Source organism: Bradyrhizobium sp. (assembly GCF_035484855.1).
Lineage (GTDB): Bacteria > Pseudomonadota > Alphaproteobacteria > Rhizobiales > Xanthobacteraceae > Bradyrhizobium.
Window position 1 is genome coordinate 69,810 of sequence record NZ_DATHOP010000113.1, and the last position, 17,609, is coordinate 87,418.

Annotated in this window: 19 protein-coding genes; 11 read left to right on the top strand and 8 right to left on the bottom strand. The window is 64.0% G+C overall.

Features of this window, described 5'->3' with window-relative positions; translation table 11 throughout:
• Window positions 1–4 precede the first annotated feature (4 nt).
• From VK804_RS13630 to VK804_RS13640, 3 genes are all read left to right on the top strand, one after another.
• Window positions 5–1,177 carry a M20 aminoacylase family protein gene (locus tag VK804_RS13630; protein ID WP_325371344.1) on the top strand — a complete coding sequence of 391 codons (1,173 nt, stop codon included), beginning with the start codon at window positions 5–7 and terminating at the stop codon, window positions 1,175–1,177.
• Window positions 1,170–2,591, top strand: a complete 1,422-nt coding sequence (locus VK804_RS13635) for an amidase (protein WP_325371345.1) — start codon at window positions 1,170–1,172, stop codon at window positions 2,589–2,591. The genes VK804_RS13630 and VK804_RS13635 overlap by 8 nt, the downstream gene beginning before the upstream one ends.
• Window positions 2,592–2,743: 152 nt before the next feature.
• Window positions 2,744–3,634 (top strand): crotonase/enoyl-CoA hydratase family protein, encoded by an 891-nt coding sequence (locus VK804_RS13640; protein WP_325371346.1) that lies wholly within the window; start codon window positions 2,744–2,746, stop codon window positions 3,632–3,634.
• 123 nt (window positions 3,635–3,757) lie between these two features.
• Here VK804_RS13640 and VK804_RS13645 read toward each other — a convergent pair whose 3' ends face one another.
• The 3 genes from VK804_RS13645 to VK804_RS13655 form a co-directional block, all read right to left on the bottom strand.
• Entirely contained in the window at window positions 3,758–4,735 is a 978-nt protein-coding gene (locus VK804_RS13645) for an NADPH:quinone oxidoreductase family protein (protein ID WP_325371347.1), read from the bottom strand.
• On the bottom strand, window positions 4,735–5,343 hold the full coding sequence (locus tag VK804_RS13650) for a 2-hydroxychromene-2-carboxylate isomerase (protein WP_325371348.1): 609 nt from the start codon (window positions 5,341–5,343) through the stop codon (window positions 4,735–4,737). The genes VK804_RS13645 and VK804_RS13650 overlap by 1 nt, the downstream gene beginning before the upstream one ends.
• A 138-nt stretch (window positions 5,344–5,481) precedes the next feature.
• On the bottom strand, window positions 5,482–6,183 hold the full coding sequence (locus VK804_RS13655; protein WP_325371349.1) for a glutathione S-transferase N-terminal domain-containing protein: 702 nt from the start codon (window positions 6,181–6,183) through the stop codon (window positions 5,482–5,484).
• Window positions 6,184–6,406: 223 nt separating this feature from the next.
• Here VK804_RS13655 and VK804_RS13660 point away from each other — a divergent pair, with 223 nt between their 5' ends.
• Both VK804_RS13660 and VK804_RS13665 read left to right on the top strand, forming a co-directional pair.
• Complete coding sequence (locus VK804_RS13660) at window positions 6,407–7,429, top strand: methionine synthase (protein ID WP_325371350.1); 1,023 nt, start codon at window positions 6,407–6,409, stop codon at window positions 7,427–7,429.
• Between the two features lie 8 nt (window positions 7,430–7,437).
• On the top strand, window positions 7,438–7,668 hold the full coding sequence (locus VK804_RS13665) for a hypothetical protein (RefSeq protein ID WP_325371351.1): 231 nt from the start codon (window positions 7,438–7,440) through the stop codon (window positions 7,666–7,668).
• Here the strand turns inward: VK804_RS13665 and VK804_RS13670 are convergent.
• From VK804_RS13670 to VK804_RS13680, 3 genes are all read right to left on the bottom strand, one after another.
• Window positions 7,665–8,282, bottom strand: a complete 618-nt coding sequence (locus VK804_RS13670) for a hypothetical protein (RefSeq protein ID WP_325371352.1) — start codon at window positions 8,280–8,282, stop codon at window positions 7,665–7,667. The two genes, VK804_RS13665 and VK804_RS13670, sit on opposite strands and share 4 nt — an antisense overlap.
• Window positions 8,283–8,361: 79 nt before the next feature.
• The gene (gene gpt, locus VK804_RS13675; protein ID WP_325371353.1) at window positions 8,362–8,886 is read right to left on the bottom strand and encodes a xanthine phosphoribosyltransferase; all 525 of its coding nucleotides are present in this window, start codon (window positions 8,884–8,886) and stop codon (window positions 8,362–8,364) included.
• Window positions 8,887–8,959: 73 nt separating this feature from the next.
• Window positions 8,960–9,697: a competence/damage-inducible protein A gene (locus tag VK804_RS13680; RefSeq protein ID WP_325371354.1), complete on the bottom strand. Its 738-nt coding sequence runs from the start codon at window positions 9,695–9,697 to the stop codon at window positions 8,960–8,962.
• A gap of 246 nt (window positions 9,698–9,943) precedes the next feature.
• Between VK804_RS13680 and VK804_RS13685 the strand changes: the two genes are divergently transcribed.
• From VK804_RS13685 to VK804_RS13695, 3 genes are all read left to right on the top strand, one after another.
• Window positions 9,944–11,362 carry a circularly permuted type 2 ATP-grasp protein gene (locus VK804_RS13685; protein ID WP_325371355.1) on the top strand — a complete coding sequence of 473 codons (1,419 nt, stop codon included), beginning with the start codon at window positions 9,944–9,946 and terminating at the stop codon, window positions 11,360–11,362.
• Window positions 11,363–11,390: 28 nt separating this feature from the next.
• Window positions 11,391–12,335, top strand: a complete 945-nt coding sequence (locus VK804_RS13690) for an alpha-E domain-containing protein (protein ID WP_325371356.1) — start codon at window positions 11,391–11,393, stop codon at window positions 12,333–12,335.
• A 154-nt stretch (window positions 12,336–12,489) separates the two neighbouring features.
• Window positions 12,490–13,329 carry a transglutaminase family protein gene (locus VK804_RS13695; RefSeq protein WP_325371357.1) on the top strand — a complete coding sequence of 280 codons (840 nt, stop codon included), beginning with the start codon at window positions 12,490–12,492 and terminating at the stop codon, window positions 13,327–13,329.
• Between the two features lie 84 nt (window positions 13,330–13,413).
• Here the strand turns inward: VK804_RS13695 and VK804_RS13700 are convergent, their stop codons facing one another.
• Both VK804_RS13700 and VK804_RS13705 read right to left on the bottom strand, forming a co-directional pair.
• Entirely contained in the window at window positions 13,414–13,965 is a 552-nt protein-coding gene (locus VK804_RS13700) for a carboxymuconolactone decarboxylase family protein (protein WP_325371358.1), read from the bottom strand.
• A gap of 164 nt (window positions 13,966–14,129) precedes the next feature.
• On the bottom strand, window positions 14,130–14,849 hold the full coding sequence (locus VK804_RS13705; RefSeq protein ID WP_325371359.1) for a DJ-1/PfpI family protein: 720 nt from the start codon (window positions 14,847–14,849) through the stop codon (window positions 14,130–14,132).
• A 60-nt stretch (window positions 14,850–14,909) separates the two neighbouring features.
• On the opposite strand from VK804_RS13705, the gene VK804_RS13710 reads away from it, so the two are divergent.
• The 3 genes from VK804_RS13710 to VK804_RS13720 form a co-directional block, all read left to right on the top strand.
• The gene (locus VK804_RS13710) at window positions 14,910–15,917 is read left to right on the top strand and encodes a GlxA family transcriptional regulator (protein ID WP_325371360.1); all 1,008 of its coding nucleotides are present in this window, start codon (window positions 14,910–14,912) and stop codon (window positions 15,915–15,917) included.
• A gap of 218 nt (window positions 15,918–16,135) precedes the next feature.
• The gene (locus tag VK804_RS13715; RefSeq protein WP_325371361.1) at window positions 16,136–16,882 is read left to right on the top strand and encodes a peptidase; all 747 of its coding nucleotides are present in this window, start codon (window positions 16,136–16,138) and stop codon (window positions 16,880–16,882) included.
• 22 nt (window positions 16,883–16,904) lie between these two features.
• Window positions 16,905–17,609: SDR family oxidoreductase (locus VK804_RS13720; RefSeq protein ID WP_325371362.1), on the top strand; the 705-nt coding region annotated here is incomplete at its 3' end.

Sequence of the window (17,609 nt, forward strand, 5' to 3'; positions counted from 1 at the left end):
TCACATGCCCACCATCGACCGCATCGAAGCCTTCGCCGACGAACTCACCGCGATCCGTCGGGATCTGCACGCCCATCCCGAGATCGGCTTCGAGGAAGTCCGCACGTCGGGAATCGTCGCCGACAAGCTGACGCAATGGGGCATCGAGGTGCATCGGGGGCTCGGCGGCACCGGCGTGGTCGGCGTACTCAGGGGTAACGGCAGCGGCACCAAACGCATCGGCCTGCGCGCCGATATGGATGCGCTGCCGATGGAGGAAAACACCAATTTGAAATGGCGCTCCACCATTCCCGGGCGATTCCATGGTTGCGGCCATGACGGCCACACCACCATGCTGCTCGGCACCGCACGCTATCTCGCCGAAACCAGGAATTTCGACGGCACCGTGCATTTCATCTTCCAGCCCGCCGAAGAAGGCCTCGGCGGCGCGCGCGCCATGATCAAGGACGGGCTGTTCGAGAAATTCCCCTGTGACGAGGTCTACGGGCTGCACAATGCGCCGGACCTGAACCATGGCGAGGTCGCGATCCTGCCGGGGCCGGCGATGGCCGGCGCCGACTTCTTCGACATCACCATTCATGGCTACGGCGCGCATGGCGCGATGCCGGAGCGCTCGAAGGACCCGATCGTGATCGCGATGTCGCTCGGCCAGGCGCTGCAGTCCATCGTCAGCCGCAACGTCAATCCGCATTCGCCCGCCGTACTGTCGATCACCCAGTTCCATGCCGGGTCCGCCTACAATGTGATCCCCGGCGAAGCCAAACTCTGCGGCACCGTGCGCGCCTTCTCCGATGAGACGCGCGCGCTGATCCGCGAGCGGATGCGCGCGCTCTGCGCCGGCATGGCGACCGCGTTCCAGGTCGAGATCACAGCCGATATCCGCGACACGTTCAGCGTGCTGGTCAACCAGGAGGAACAGTCCCGGGTGGTCGAGGCCGCGGCGCGCACCGTGGTCGATCCCGCCAAAGTCATCACCCGGACCCAGCCGAAGATGGGCAGCGAGGATTTCGCCGACATGATGCAGGCGGTGCCCGGCGCCTATTTCTGGGTCGGCCATGAGGGATCGGTGCCGGTGCACAATCCCGGCTATGTGCTGGACGACAAGATCCTGCCCATCGGCGCCAGCGTGTTCGCGCGCATCATCGAGACACGGCTACCGGCGGGTGCCCATGCATAAATCGATGTCACAGGAAGCGGTCACCTCGCTGCACGACCTTTCCGCCCACGACCTGCTCGCGGGTTTTCGGGCCAGGCAATTCTCGCCCTCCGAAGTGCTGGAAGACGTGCTGTCGCATATCGCGCTGTGGGAGCCGCACATCAAGGCGCTCTACGCCTTCGATCCCGACGGCGCGCGGGCCACCGCAAAGGCCTCGACGGAACGCTGGCAAAAGGGCGAGCCGATGGGCACGCTCGACGGCGTCCCCGCCACCATCAAGGACAATATCGCGACCAAGGGCGTGCCGGTGCCGCTGGGCGCGGCCAGCGTAAAACTGGTGCCGGCCACAGCCGATGCGCCGCCGGCGGCGCGCCTGCGCGAGGCGGGTGCGGTGATCTTTTCCAAAACCACGATGCCGGATTACGGCATGCTGTCGTCGGGCTTGTCGAGTTTTCATCCCCTCACCCGCAATCCCTGGGACCTGACCAAGAATCCGGGCGGCTCCTCCGCGGGCGCCGGTGCGGCCGCGGCCGCCGGTTACGGCCCGCTGCATCTCGGCACCGATATCGGCGGCTCGGTACGGCTGCCGTCATGCTGGTGCGGATTGGTTGGCCTGAAGCCGAGTTTTGGGCGGGTTCCGGTCGATCCGCCCTATGTCGGTCGCGTCGCCGGTCCGATGATCCGCACCGTCGATGACGCGGCCCTGATGATGAGCGTGCTGTCGCGGCCCGACCGCCGCGACGGCATGAGCCTGCCGCCCAACGACATCAACTGGAAGGCGCTGGAAAAGACCATCCGCAAATTGCGCATCGGGCTGATGCTCGACCCCGGCACCGGCCAGGCGCTGGAAAAGGAAGTGCGCGAGGTCGCCGTGAAGGCCGCCAAGGCGTTCGAGGCGGCCGGCGCCGTCGTCACCGAGGTGCCGGGTATCCTGACCCGCGAAATGCTCGACGGGCTCGACGATTTCTGGCGGGCGCGGATGTGGGACGATCTCTCCAGGCTTTCGGAAAGCGAGCGCGCCAAGGCGCTGCCCTATATCGTGCAATGGGCGGAGCGCGGCGCAAAGCTTTCCGGCGTAGACGTCGTCAGGGGTTTCAATGCCACCATGGCGATCCGCTCGGCCGCGGCAAAGCTGTTCTGCGATCTCGATTACGTCATCTCGCCGGTGTCGCCGGTGGTGAATTTCGCCGCCGAACGCGCTTCCCCCATCAACGATCCCGCAAAGCCGTTCGAGCACATCGCCTACACCGTGCCGTGGAACATGGCGGAAAATCCGGCTGTCTCGATCAATGGCGGTTTTGGCGCCCAAGGTTTTCCGATCGGCGTCCAGATCGTCGGCCGCCGCTTCGACGATCTCGGCGTGCTCGGCATGGCGAAGGCGTTCGAGGGCCTGCGCGGGCCGCAGAAGCCGTGGCCGGCGCCGCCGGTGAAATAAACTCATCGTCATTCCGGGGCGCGCGAAGCGCGAACCCGGAATCTCGAGATTCCGGGTTCGATGCGGAGCCTGTCATCGGGCCGGCCAGAGGCCGGACCCGTTGGCATCGCCCCGGAATGACGGCGCAAAAAAACACCCGAGAGGAAACCCCGATGGCATACGAGACGATCAAATACGAGGTCGCCGAGCAGATCCTCACCATCACGCTGAACCGGCCCGACAAGCTCAACGCGTTCAACGGCGTGATGCTGCGAGAGATGATCGACGCGCTCGATGCCGCCGACGCGGACGACGACGTCAGGGCCATCATCGTCACCGGCGCCGGCCGCGGCTTCTGCGCCGGCGCCGATCTCTCCTCCGGCGCCGACACTTTCGATCGCGACGCGCGACGCGGGCCGGTGAAGCGGCTTGCCGACGGCAAGGTCGACTACAGCGATCCCAATGTGCGCGACGGCGGCGGCCAGCTGACGCTGCGCATCTTCAAATGCCTGAAACCCGTGATCGCGGCGGTGAATGGCCCGGCCGTCGGCATCGGCGTCACCATGCAGCTCGCAATGGATATCCGGATTGCGAGCGAAGCCGCCCGTTTCGGTTTTGTGTTTTCCCAGCGCGGCATCGTGCCGGAAGCGGCCTCAAGCTGGTTTTTGCCGCGCATCGTCGGCATCGCGCAGGCGCTGGAATGGTGTTTTACCGGCCGGGTATTTCCGGCACAGGAGGCGCTCGTCGGACGCCTCGTCAGCAAGGTGGTGCCGCCGGATGAGCTATTGCCGACCGCACGCGCGCTGGCCCGCGAAATCGCCGCGAAAACCGCGCCGGTGTCGGTGGCGCTGATCCGCCAGATGATGTGGCGCATGCTGGGCGCCGACGACCCGATGGAAGCCCACAAGGTCGACAGCCGCGGCATTTACGCGCGCGGGCGATCGGGCGACGTGAAGGAAGGCGTGGTCGCGTTTCTGGAAAAGCGCCCCGCGCTGTTCAAGGACAAGGTATCGGCTGATATGCCGGATTATTTCCCGTGGTGGCACGAGCGGGAGTATGAGTAAGGCGAGCAGCCGCAATTCCACCGTCATCCTGAGGAGCGCGCTCTTGCGCGCGTCTCGAAGGATGGCCACGGGCTCCGTCATCCTTCGAGGCTCGCAAGAGCTCGCACCTCAGAATGACGGGGATCAGCTCATCATCAGCGCCACCCGTCCGATCGCCTTGCGGTCGATCAACAGCCGCATCGCCTGCGCGTAATCTTCCAGCGGAAGGCGGTGCGACACGTTGGGGCGGATCTTTCCGGCCTCCGCCCATTCCAGCAACTTCCTTTGCCTGACTTCACCGAGCGCGGGATTTTTGCGCACCGCTTCCCCGGCGCGGACGCCGAGCACGCTGGCGCCCTTGATCAGCAACAGATTGGTGCGGGCAAGTCCGATGCCGCCGGTGAAACCGATCACGAGCAGCCGCGCGCCCCAGGCAATGCAGCGCAATGAATTTTCGAAGATTTCGCCGCCGACGGGGTCATAGACGACGTCGACCCCGCGCCCGTCGGTGAGGCGCTTGACGGCGTCGCGAAACGGCTCGCGGCTGTAGAGCACGAGATGATCGGCGCCGCGCGCCTGCGCTACCGCGAGTTTTTCCTCGGAAGAGGCCGCAGCGATCACGGTCGCCCCCAGCATTTTCCCCATTTCCACCGCCGCAAGCCCGACGCCGCCGCCGGCGCCGTGCACCAACAGCACTTCGCCTGATCGGAGCTGCCCGCGGTCGATCAGCCCGTGATAGGCGGTGCCGTGGGCGGCAAGGAATGTCGCGCCCTCGGCGAAGTCGAACGTCGATGGCAAAGGCGTGATCTGCGCCGGCGTGACCACCGCCTCACTGGCGTAGCCGCCATGTCGCAGCTTGACGATCACCTTGTCGCCGATCGCAACGCCTTCGGCCGCGTCGGCGACCTCGACCACCTCGCCGGCGGCCTCCATGCCCGGGGTGAACGGTAATTCCGGCTTGAGCTGGTACTCGCCGGCCGCCATCAAGATGTCGGGAAAGTTGATGCCAGCGGCATGGATGGCGACGCGCACCCCACCCGGTTTCAGCGGCGCCGATGCAAAGGTTTCCAGCCGCAGCCCTTCGGGCGGGCCGAGTTCGCGGCAGACCACCGCCTTCGGCATCAGGCGGCGCTCGCTTTTCGCCGCGCCAGCGCCTCGCGCACCAGCGGCAGCCGGTCATTACCGAAATACATGTCGGTCCTGTCGATGAAGATAGTCGGCGAGCCAAAGCCGCCGCGCGCCATCGCCTCATCGGTGTTGGCCTTGAGCTGATCCTTGATCGCCTGCTGGGAGATGCCGGCAAGGAATTTCTGGGGATCGACGCCGACGCGCTTGCAGACTTCCGCGAGCACCGCGTCCTTCGAGATGTCCTTGTCATGGCTCCAATAGGCCTCGAATACCGCGCGCGCGAACGGGACCAAGTCCTTGGCCAGAAAGATGCAGCCTCGCATCGCCTTCACGCTGTTCACCGGAAACACCGTCGGCCGCGCATTGATGACGAGCCCGGCGGAACGCGCCCAATCCGCGAGGTCCTTCTTCTGGTAGGCGTCCTTGGCCGCCACCGGATGCTGGCGCGCGGCATAGACGCTGGGATTGATGGCGTTGAAGATGCCGCCGACCAGGATCGGGCGCCAGATGATCTCCGCGCCGAACTCCTTCGCCAGCGGCTGGATGTTGTGAAAGGCGAGATAGGTCCAGGGGCTGGAGCAGTCGAGGAAGAATTCGATCATGACGTTTCCTTTTGTTTTGTTGGTCCGCTGTGTCGGGTGGATTGGCCTAACCGTCATTCCGGGATGGTCCAAAGGACCAGACCCGGAATCTCGAGATTCCGGGTTCGATGCTCCGCATCGCCCCGGAATGACGAGCCCTCACTTCTTCCCCGCGATCTCCTTCGCCCTTTGCCCGAACATGTTCCTGCGCGCCTCGTCGTCGAACGGCTCTTTGACGAATTTGCCGATCGCAAGGCCCGCCTGTACCTGAGGCCGCGCGCGGACCTCGGCGTACCAGCGTTTGACATTCGGATAATCGTCGAGCGTAAAGCCCTGCGCCTTGTGGGTCATGGTCCAGGGGAAGCAGGCGATGTCGGCGATCGAATAGTCGCGGGCGACGTAAGCCCCCGTCTTGCCCAGTTGCGCGTCGAGCACGCGATAGAGCCTGATCGCCTCGTCGCGGTAGCGCTCGATGGCGTAGGGAATTTTTTCCGACGCGTAGAGCGCGAAATGACCGTGCTGGCCGAGCATGGGACCGAGCCCGCTCATCTGCCACATCACCCATTGGGTGACGACGGACCGCCCGCGCATGTCCGCAGGGAGGAAGCGGCCGGTCTTCTCGGCGAGATAGATCAGGATCGCGCCGGTCTCGAACACCGAAAACGGCTCGCCGCCGTCGGATGGCGCGCGATCGATGATCGCGGGGATCCGGTTGTTCGGGCTGATGGCCAGAAACTCCGGCCGAAACTGTTCGCCGGCGCGGATGTTGACGGGAATGACGGTGTAGGGGAGCCCAAGCTCCTCCAGCATGATCGAGATCTTCCAGCCGTTCGGCGTCGGCGCGTAATAGAGGTCGATCATGGGGTTTCCGCCGTTGTCGTTCGCTCTACCCTAGAGCAGACTTTAGTCGGATTGAAGCCTCGGCAGCGTCATGGCCGGGCTTCGTCCCGGCCATCCACGTCTTGCTTCACGGAGCCAAGAAAGACGTGGATGCCCGGGACAAGCCCGGGCATGACGAGGATATATACGTCACGGCCAAGTCGTGGCAGATAGACGGTTAAAGTCAAAGCCGGGGGATGCGCTCATGCTGTTTCCGACCACCATCGCGGGCTCGCTGCCGAAGCCGGAATGGCTCGCCGAGCCCAACAAATTATGGGCGCCCTGGAAGTCGCAAGGCGATGAGCTGGCACGCGCCAAGCGCGACGCCACGCTGCTTGCGATAAAACTGCAGGAAGATGCCGGCATCGATATCGTCACCGAGGGGGAGCAGGCGCGCCAGCATTTCGTGCACGGGTTTCTGGAGAAGATCGAGGGCATCGATTTCGCCCACAAGGTCGAGATGGGAATCCGGAAAGACCGCTACAAGGCAATGGTCCCGCAGGTGGTGGCGCCGCTCACGCTTAAGGGACGCGTCCATGCCGATGAAGCCCGCATCGCCCGCACCCACACGGCGCGCAAGCTGAAATTCACCCTGCCCGGCCCGATGACCATCATCGACACCATCGCGGACAAATATTACGGCGACCGCGTCAAGATGGCGTTCGCGTTTGCCGAGCTACTCAACGAGGAAGCCAAGGCCTTGCAGACCGACGGCGTCGACGTGATCCAGTTCGACGAGCCGGCCTTCAATGTCTATATGGACGAAGTTTCGGATTGGGGCATCAAGGCGCTGGAGCGCGCCGCCGAGGGCCTGACCTGCGCCACCGCGGTGCACATCTGCTATGGCTACGGCATCAAGGCCAATACCGACTGGAAACAGACGCTGGGATCCGAGTGGCGGCAATACGAGGACATTTTCCCGGCGATCGACAGGAGTTCGATCCAGCAGGTCGCGATCGAATGCCGCAATTCCAAGGTGCCGCTGGAACTGTTGGCGCTGCTCAAGGGCAAGATCGTGCAGGCCGGCGTGATCGACGTCGCCAGCGACACCGTCGAGACCGCCGAGGACGTCGCTGACGTGATCGACGCGGTGTCGAAATTCGTGCCGAGGAGCAATATCGTGGCGACCACCAATTGCGGCATGGCGCCGATGCACCGCGACATCGCGGAAGCCAAATTGATGGCGCTCGGCGCCGGCGCGCAACTGGCGAGGCTGAAGTTCGGGTGATGCGGGTTTTGCCGAGACTCGCGGCCGCGGTCGCCCTATTCGTCGTAACGGCGCTGCCGGCTTATGCCGACGGCCGCATCGAACTCGTTAGCTGCAAGGCCATGGTCGAGCGTGCTGCGCAAGCGGCGGCGAGCCAGCCGGACGATGCGGCGCTGGCGCGCTGCCGACAAATCATCCGCGACTGGACGCTGCGCGAATCGCGGATGACCGTGGATGAGCAGGGCCGACCACTGCGTTAGAATTGCGTTGCGCTCGAATGCAGCACCGGCAGATACCCAGCTGATAATGCGCGCAACGTCGAGGGTGGCGTCAGCAGCATGGCGTTCGCAAGCACATCGCCGGCCCGGCGATAGCCGGCCGGCGACCACAAGAGCGCCCTGCCCTGCGCGATCAGGAAGTTCTCGCCTTCCGTCTGCACCATCGTCCCGTCCGGCAGCCCTTGCCACGGAACGGGCAGCGGGTGCAGCCGTTTCCTGCCGCGATCGAGCCGCTCCCGATGCAGCACCGCGTCGACGTCGGGCGCCAGCACGTCCGCAACGCCGTTGCCCTGCCCCCACGCCGCGCGAAACCGTTCAGCGTCATCGCGGCGGCAGTAGAAGCAGGGGCGATGCCCGGCTGACAACGCGGTGGCCTCGTCGAGAAAGAACAGCTCGGTCCAGCTGCGCCCGCCCATCACCTTGCGCCGCCGGCCGCGGAATTCGCAGACGCAGGTGAGCCAGGCCTTGTTCGCCCAGCGCCGCGTCAGCGTCCTGGTCGCGGGATCATGGATGATGCCGCGATTGCCGGTGAAGAGGCCGCGATGCGGGGTAGCGATGATGTCGCCTGATGGTGTGACGCGGTTTTGCAGGGGCATGATCAGGTGGCGAATAGCGAATGGGGAGTAGCGAATAGAGCATCCCCTATTCGCCATCTGCTACTCGCCATTCGCCTTTTCACGCCGCGCCTTCGCGGATCGGGGGCTGGAACGACAATGCGGTGTCCCAGGGAAAGAAGATCCAGGTGTCCTGCGACACCTCGGTAATAAAAGTGTCGACCAGCGGACGCCCCATCGGCTTGGCGTAGACGGTGGCGAAATGCGCATCCGGGATCATGTCGCGCACCAGCCGGCCGGTCTTGCCGGTGTCGACGAGGTCATCGACGATCAAGAGCCCCTTTCCGGTGCCTCCGCCGAGTTTTGCGGTGTCGGCGGAAATCCCCTTCAGGACCTTCAGATCGCCCTGCTTGGTGTGATCGTAGCTGGCGATGCAGACGGTATCGATGATGCGCACACCGAGTTCGCGCGCCACGATCGCCGCCGGCACCAGCCCGCCGCGGGTGATCGCGATGACAGCATGAAACGGCCCGACTTCGTTCAGCCGCCAGGTCAGCGCCCGGCAATCCCGGTGAAACTGGTCCCATGAAACCGGAAAGGCCTTGCCCGCCCGCTCCTGCGCGCTCAGTTCCGGATGTTCCGCCATCGTCGTTCTCCCCATATCGTTTCGGATGGTAGCCGCAAGCCGCAGCGACCCCGCAGCCAGAATGACCGGTCCGCTAGCGGATCACGTTCAATCCCGCCAGCATTTCCTTCACCGCATTCATCGCCGCATTGAGTTTTTCGGGATCGCGCGAGCGCACCACGAGATTGGTGTTCGGCTTCTTTTCCTCGTCGGTGAAAGGATAGCTGCCGATCATGGTGTCGGGATGGGCGTTGGCGATTTGGCGCAAGGGTCCGCCGATGTCGCCCTCCCGCGCATTGGCGCGCACGGTATCCGACAGCATCCTCAACCCCGATTTCAGCTTGGGCGCGACGATGTCCATCATCGCCTGCATGATCGTGGGCACGCCCGCCATGACGATGACATTGCCGAGCTTGAAGCCGGGGGCGAGGATAGTCGCGCTCTGGATCAGTTCGGCGCCTTCCGGAATTCGCGCCATCCGCAGCCGCGCCTCGTTCAGGTCCTGCGCACCCCAGCGCTCGCGAAACCGCGCCACCACTTCGGGATGGTGGTCGATGCCGACGCCGAACGCCTTCGCCACGCTGTCGGCGGTGATGTCGTCATGGGTCGGCCCGATGCCGCCGGTGGTGAAGACGTAATCGTAGCGCTTGCGTAGCGCGTCCAGCGCCGCGATGATCTCTGGCTCCTCGTCGGCGACGACCCGGACCTCCTTGAGGTCGATCCCGATATTGGTCAGGTATTCCGCGATGAAGCCGATGTTCTTGTCCTTGGTCCGTCCGGACAGGATCTCGTCGCCGATCACCAGAATCCCCGCGGTGACGATCTCGCTCATGGCTTCTCCTCATCCTTTTTCTTGTCGCGACCTTGCTCAAGCAGCGCCCTGAAGTCACGGAGATTTTGCTGTCGAAATAAGCAGCTAGCAGCACTTTTTTAGGCAGCGCCGCAACCCTTCCCGACCGAATGCTCCCCCAAATGCACCCCCGAATGCACCCCCGAATGCATATCGCGCTGGCCCGGGCCTTGCTACCATCCCTTTCAATCATGCACTGTCCCGCATGGCAGGGAATAGTCGGGATATATGGCAGTCGCGTTCGACGAAATGAATGGGCCCGAAGGCTTGGTCCGGCCGGCCTACCAGGAGCTCTCCCGCTGGCTCAAGGAGACGCCACCGGACGCCCTGGAATATCGCCGTCAGGAGGCCGAACTGCTGTTCCGCCGGATCGGCATCACCTTTGCCGTGTATGGCGACGCCGAGGCCCAGGAGCGGCTGATCCCCTTCGACGTGATCCCGCGGATCATGTCGGCGAAGGAATGGGGCATCCTCGAAAAGGGCCTGAAACAGCGGGTCCGCGCGCTCAACATGTTCCTGCGCGACATCTATCACGGCCGCGACGTGCTGCGCGCCAACATCGTCCCCGACGACCTGATCTTCCAGAACCCGGTGTTTCGGCCCGAGATGAACGGCCAGGACGTGCCGCACGACGTCTATGTCCACATCGCCGGCATCGACATCGTCCGCACCGACCCGGAAAACTTCTTCGTGCTGGAGGACAATGCGCGGACGCCCTCGGGGGTGTCCTACATGCTGGAAAACCGCGAAATCATGATGCGGCTGTTTCCGGATTTGTTCGCGCGCCACCGCGTCGCGCCTGTGGAAAAGTACCCGGACGAGCTGTTGTCGGCGCTGCGCTCGGTGGCCCCGCTTTCCGCCGCCGCCGAGCCGACGGTCGCGCTGATGACGCCCGGCGTCTACAATTCCGCCTATTACGAGCATTCATTCCTTGCCGACAAGCTCGGCATCGAGCTGGTCGAGGGCCGCGACCTCGTCGTCAAGAACGACCAGGTGTTCATGCGCACCACCGAGGGCCTCAAGCGCGTCGACGTGATCTACCGGAGGGTCGATGACGACTTCCTCGATCCCCTGACCTTCCGCCCGGACTCGGCGCTCGGCGTGCCCGGCCTGATGTCGGCCTATGCCGCCGGCAACATCACGCTGGCGAATGCGGTCGGCACCGGGATTGCCGACGACAAGGCTGTTTATTCCTACATGCCCGAGATCGTGCGATTTTATCTCGGCGAGGAGCCGATCCTGAAGAACGTGCCGACCTTCCGCTGCCGCGAGCCCAAGGACCTCTCTTACGTGCTCGACAATCTCGGCGATCTGGTGGTGAAGGAAGTGCATGGCTCCGGCGGCTACGGCATGCTGATCGGACCTGCCGCCACCAAGGCGACCATCGAGGCGTTCCGAGACAAATTAAAGCGCGAGCCCGAAGGTTTCATTGCGCAACCGACGCTGGCGCTGTCGACCTGCCCGACCTGCGTCGCGTCGGGGCTGGCGCCGCGCCATGTCGATTTGCGCCCCTTCGTGCTGACCGGCAGCCATCACGTCACCATCGTGCCGGGCGGCTTGACGCGGGTGGCGCTGAAGGAAGGCTCGCTGGTGGTGAATTCGAGCCAGGGCGGCGGCACCAAGGACACGTGGATTCTCGATGAATAAGAATTGGATACTGGACGAGTAGCCCCGCATGTTGTCGCGCACCGCCGAAAACCTGTACTGGCTCGCCCGCTATGTCGAACGCGCGGAATATCTGGCGCGCACCATCGAGGCGACGCTGCGCGTCACCGCGCTGCCGAACACCTATATCGGCAAGACCAATGAATGGGACTCGGCGCTGTTGACCGCCGGCGTCAGCGTGAGTTTCTACGAGGTCTATGAGGAGGCCGACGAGCGCAGCGTCGTCGAATATCTGTCGTTTTCGCCCTCCAATCCGTCCTCGATCAAGAACTGCATCGAGAACGCGCGGCTCAATTCGCGCTCGGTGCGTACCGCGCTGACATCAGAAATGTGGGACACCATCAACGGCGCCTGGATCGACCTGCAGGAGGCCTGGGGCAAGGGCACCAAAACCCGCGAGGAACTGACGAAGTTTTTGCGCTTCGTGCAGGAAACCTCGTTGCGCTTTGACGGCTCGGCCTACCGCACCATGCTGCGCAACGACGCCTATTGGTTCTCCCGCCTCGGGCTGCACCTGGAGCGCGCCGACAACACCGCGCGTATCCTCGACGTCAAATATCACGTGCTGCTGCCGGAGGAAGAACATGTCGGCGGCCCCCTGGATTATTACCAGTGGACCTCGATCCTGCGCTCGGTCTCGGCGCTCACCGCCTATCACTGGGTCTATCGGGAGACGCTGAAACCCTGGCTGATCGCCGATCTCCTGATCCTCAACGATTCGCTGCCGCGCTCGCTGGCGAGCTGCTACGGCAATCTGGTGCGCAACCTCGACCAGATCGGGGTTGCCTATGGCCGCCAGGGCGCCGCCCAGCGCCACGCCCGGGGCGTGCGCAACCGCCTCGAGCACAGCCACATGGACGATATCTTCCAGCACGGCGTCCACGAGTTCATTCAGGAATTCATCGCTGACAATGCGAGGCTCGGCGAAATCATCACCAAGCAATATCTGGTTTAGACACCGTCATGGCCGGGCTTGTCCCGGCCATCCACGTCTTGCTTTGAGGATGGGTCAACGAAGAAAAGACGTGGATGCCCGGGACAGGCCCGGGCATGACGAAGTTTTTGCTCTAGTCTGCGTTCGGAAACGTCCAGCTTCATCGTGGAATATCATGCGCCTGCGAATTGCCCATACCACCAGCTATCGCTACGAACCGGCGGCGACCGGCGTCATCCAGATCCTGCGCATGACGCCCGGCAGCCATGACGGGCAATATGTCGCGGAATGGCAGATCGACGTGTCAACGGATTGCCGCCTCGACGTACACCAGGATGCGTTCGGCAATGTCACGCATGTATTGACCGAGGGGCCGATCGCCAATCTCACCATCAATGTCGAGGGCCTGATCGAGACCCACGATACCGGCGGGGTGCTGCGGGGCACCGACGAGCGGTTTCCGCCGAGCCTGTTCCTGCGCTCGACCCAGCTCACTGAAGTCAATCCGGCGATGGCGAATTTTGCCCGCGAGCTGCGCGCGGAATCCGAGGCCGACGTGCTCGGATTCCTGCACGCGCTGATGATGCAGATCAACGAGCACATGACCTTCGACGAGGACCCCACCAACAGCGGCACCTCGGCGGTGGAAGCCTTCGGGCTGAAGCGCGGGGTGTGCCAGGATTACGCGCATATCTTCATCGCCTGCGCGCGGTCGGGCCTAGTGCCGGCGCGCTTCGTCTCCGGGCATTTTTTGCGCTCGGACGGCATGGTCAATCAGCAGGCCGGCCACGCCTGGGCGGAGGCCTTCGTGCCTGATTTGGGCTGGGTCGGGTTCGATCCGGCCAACGGCATCTGCACCACCGACGCCCATGCCCGCGTCGCCATCGGGCTGGATTATCTCGGCGCGGCGCCGGTGCGCGGGACCCGTTACGGCGGCGGCATGGAAACGCTGACGGTCGCGGTCAAGGTCGACCAAGCCGGCGGCCGGCAGGGGCAAAGCCAGAGCCAGTCGTAACGTGTCGTCATTCGGATATGGCCCGAGCGCGCCGGCAAGTTTTCGTTTCGCCGGCGCCGGGCGTTGCTTTGGACCCCGGCGCGATTATCGGGCGCTCCACGAATAAGCCTGGAAAGGCTCTTCGACCGGCGGCTTCGTGACGCTGGCAGTGTAATTTGTGATGGTGGATGCCGCCACGACCGCGATGACCTCCAACGCATGCTCCTTGCGGAACCCGGCCGCCACCAATGCATCGACGTCGTGATCGTCAACGCGTCCGCGTTTCTCGATCAGGGTTCTCGCGAATGTCGACAGCGCCGCGGACGTAGCGCCCTTCGGAACGCGACGTTCGCGAATGGCCTGGACGTCTGCCTGGTCAAGGCCCTCCCTGAGCGCCAGACCCGTGTGGAAAGCGACCGCCCAGGAACAACCGTTTGTCACCGCATTGGTAAGAAGCAGCGTCTGAATCTGGGCCTCGGTAAAGCTGCCGCCATGTACCTTCCCGAACAGAGCGACCAGGCTGTCGATAAGCACGGGAGACGTCGCCATGGCGCCGGCGACGTTCGGGATCATGCCGAACGCGCCCTGCAGTGCCTGCAGTGCAGGCCTGGATTTCTCGGGTGCCGTATCAATCGTAAGAACGGGAAAGCTTTGCATTTTGTTTCTCCTACAGGTTTGGCGCGATGGCTGCGCCGTTCGATTATCTGGAACCGCTACCGACCGGTGAACTCGAATGCCGAGCGTTCAGCTGATCCCTATTCAGGGCTGGATGCTTTGGCGGATTTGCCAAATGACCCTCGTTTCCCGCCAAATGCGGAAACTCATGGCGCAGCTCCGGAAACGTCGATGCCGAGGCGGTCGGCGACGCGCCGAGCGGTCGCTTCGCGTTGCGCGGTGATGCCGGCTACCGATTGCCGCGCTTGCGCGAGGATCGCGGCAGGCGCGGTTTCCGGGGTGCCGCTGTCGAAGGGCGGCTCCGGCGCGTACACCATATGGAGCTGGATCGTCCGAGCGGCATCGTCACCGCGCAATTCGGCGGCGAGCCGCAAGGCGCCGTCGATGCCGGCCGTGACGCCGGCGGCGAAAACCCAGTTGTCGTCCACGACCACCCGCTCGTTGACGGGGATTGCACCGAAGTACGGCAGCAGGTGAAATGACGCCCAATGCGTCGTCGCCCGCCTTCCCTTGAGGAGCCCCGCCGCGCCACAGAGCAGCGCGCCAGTACATACCGAGAAAACGCTGCGCGCGGCGGCCGCCTGCTGCCTGATCCAGGCCAGCACTTCGGCGTCCTCCATCAGGGCTTCCTGCCCGAATCCGCCGGGGACATGAAGCACATCGAGTTGTGGCGCATCCGACAGCGCCGCGTCCGGCGTCAGCCGCAACCCCTTGAGGTCGCGTACGGGCTCGGCGGTCTTGCCGTAGAGGCGGTAGGTCGAGTTCGGAATGCGCGACAGCACTTCGAACGGTCCTGTCAGGTCGATCTGGTCGAGGCCCTCAAACAGCAGGGAACCGATTTGTAAATGGGTGTCACGCGGGATCATGAAGCACTCCTTCAAGTTCGGATGGACAAGCGCAGCCTAGGGGAATAGCCTCTGGCGGAAATGCCAAAGTCCCCTCGTTTCCCGCCAACCACAGTTCGAGGCCATTCGGCTCGCCTTGTCGAAGTGTTGGCCTACCCCTCGGTGCAGTTGCTGGATGTCACGGGGCCGCTTCAGGTGTTCGTCTGCGCCAACGATCACGTCGCGCAAGCCGGAGGAATGCCGCCTTACGTCCTGCGCGTTGTGGCGAAAGGCGGACAGGGCGTAACGACTTCGGCCGGAGTTGGGATCACGACCAGCCCGCTGCCGCGCACCGGAACGGCTCCGGATACACTGATCGTGGCTGGTGGTCCGGGCGTCGATGCGGCTGCCGCCGACACGGTACTAGTTGATTGGGTGCGGCAGCGTACCAGGAAAGCGCGGCGCGTCGCATCGGTCTGTACAGGCGCGTTCCTGCTGGCTGCCTCGGGCGCGCTCGACGGACGACGAGCGGTCACCCATTGGTCATACTGCGCCGAGCTTGCCCGGCGTTTCCCCGCGGTGCGGGTCGAGTCGGACCCGATCTTCGTGCGAGATGGCTCGGTCTGGACTTCGGCGGGCGTGACCGCCGGCATCGACCTCGCGCTGGCGCTGGTAGAAGAGGATTTGGGTCGTACCGCGGCACTGGCAGTTGCGCGTTATCTCGTCGTCTTCCTCAAGCGTCCGGGCGGGCAGGCACAATTCAGCGAGGCTCTGTCGATGCAATCGGCCGAAGACGAATTCGGCGCGCTGCACGAATGGATCAACAAGCATCTCTCCGACGATCTTTCGCTCGCGATGCTGGCCGATCAGGCCGGGATGAGTGAACGCAGTTTCAGCCGGCACTATGCCGAGGCTACCGGGGTAACGCCGGCGCGCGCCATCGAACGGCTGAGGGTGGAGGCGGCGCGGCGGCTATTGTCGGAGTCACGCCTGCCGGTGAAGCGCATCTCGCAGCGTTGCGGCTTCGGCTCGGAAGAAACCATGCGCCGCAGCTTCCTGCGCGTGCTTTCGGCAACGCCGACCGACTACCGCGCACGGTTCAGCTCTTGAATGTCGTTGATTGCACTTGTTTCTACATCGCGCGCAGCTACGGCTATCATTGAAATGGGGGCCAAAGTCAGCATTCGTCCTCCGGAATCGCAAGATTCGATGTTTGCTCGTTTCGGGAACGGCTCCGGAATGACGCCGGTGATCCCCCGATTGGGGTTGGAGACCCCACCAAAATTGGCTAGTAATTCACCGCCGGCTGAAGCGTTCGGGGACCTGGGATGACCTATTGTTGCGGAGTGCTGGTGCGGGATGGCCTCGTCATGATCGCGGACACGCGCACCAATGCCGGCCTCGACAATGTCTCGACCTTCCGAAAGCTCCACATCTTCTCCAAACCGGGCGAGCGGATCATGGCGATCGCCAGCGCCGGTAATCTGGCGATCAGCCAGTCGGTGCTCTCGACGCTGACCGAGGGGCTGGAAGACCCGCACACCGGCGACATCGAGACGCTGCTGAACGCACCGACCATGTTCCAGGCGGCGCAGCGCATCGGGCGGGCGATCCGCGCCGTGCACGCTACCGAGGGCATCGCGCTGCAATCCGAGGACATCAATTTCGACGTGTCGTTCCTGTTCGGCGGCCAGATCAAGGGGTCGCGGATGCGGCTGTTCATGGTCTACCCGGCAGGCAATTTCATCGAATGCACCACCGATACGCCGTACCTGCAGATCGGCGAGCACAAATATGGCAAGCCGGTGCTCGACCGCGCCATGCATTACGACGTCGAGTTGTACGAAGCGCTCAAGACCAGCCTGATCTCGATGGACTCGACGATGCGCTCCAATATCGGCGTCGGGCTGCCGATCGACGTGCTGGTGGTGCGAACCGATGTCTGCGACGCCGATCTCAATCACCGGATCGAGGCCGGCGAGCCGTATTTTCACGACCTGCGCTCCCGCTGGTCGGCGGCGCTGCGCGCGGCGCATCAGAATATTCCAAGACCACCCTACAAGGCAGAAACCTGAAAACGCAAAGGCAAGGAAACAAATGACCGAGGCAGCAAACAAGATCGCCGTGGTGACCGGCGCAGGTACCGGTGTCGGACGCGCGGCGTCGCTGGCGCTGATGAGGGCCGGATTTACCGTGGTGCTCGCGGGCCGGCGGCTGGAGAAACTGCAGGAGACCCAGAAGCTCGGCGACAACATCGGCAAGAGCCTTCCTGTCTCCGCCGACATGACCGATCCCGGATCGATCGCCGCCTTGTTCGCCAAGGTGATGGAGACCTATGGCCGGCTGGACGTTCTCTTCAACAATGCCGGCATGGGCGCGCCGCCGGTGAATTTCGAGGATCTCAGCCTGGCGCAGTGGCAGGCGGTGGTGAACACCAACCTCACCGCGCCGTTCCTGTGCTCGCAACACGCGTTCCGGATCATGAAGGACCAGACCCCGCGCGGCGGCCGCATCATCAACAACGGTTCGATCTCGGCGCACGCGCCCCGGCCGCTCTCCTCGGCCTATACCTCAACCAAGCACGCCATCACCGGCCTCACCAAGGCCACCAATCTCGACGGCCGCATGTACGACATCGCCGTCGGCCAGGTCGACATCGGCAACGCCGCAACCCCGATGACGGACCGCATGGTCGCCGGCGTGCTGCAGCCCGATGGCCGCAAGATCCCCGAACCGCGCATGGACGCCAAAGCGGTCGGCGACGCCGTCGCCTACATGGCCGGGCTGCCGCTCGACGCCAAC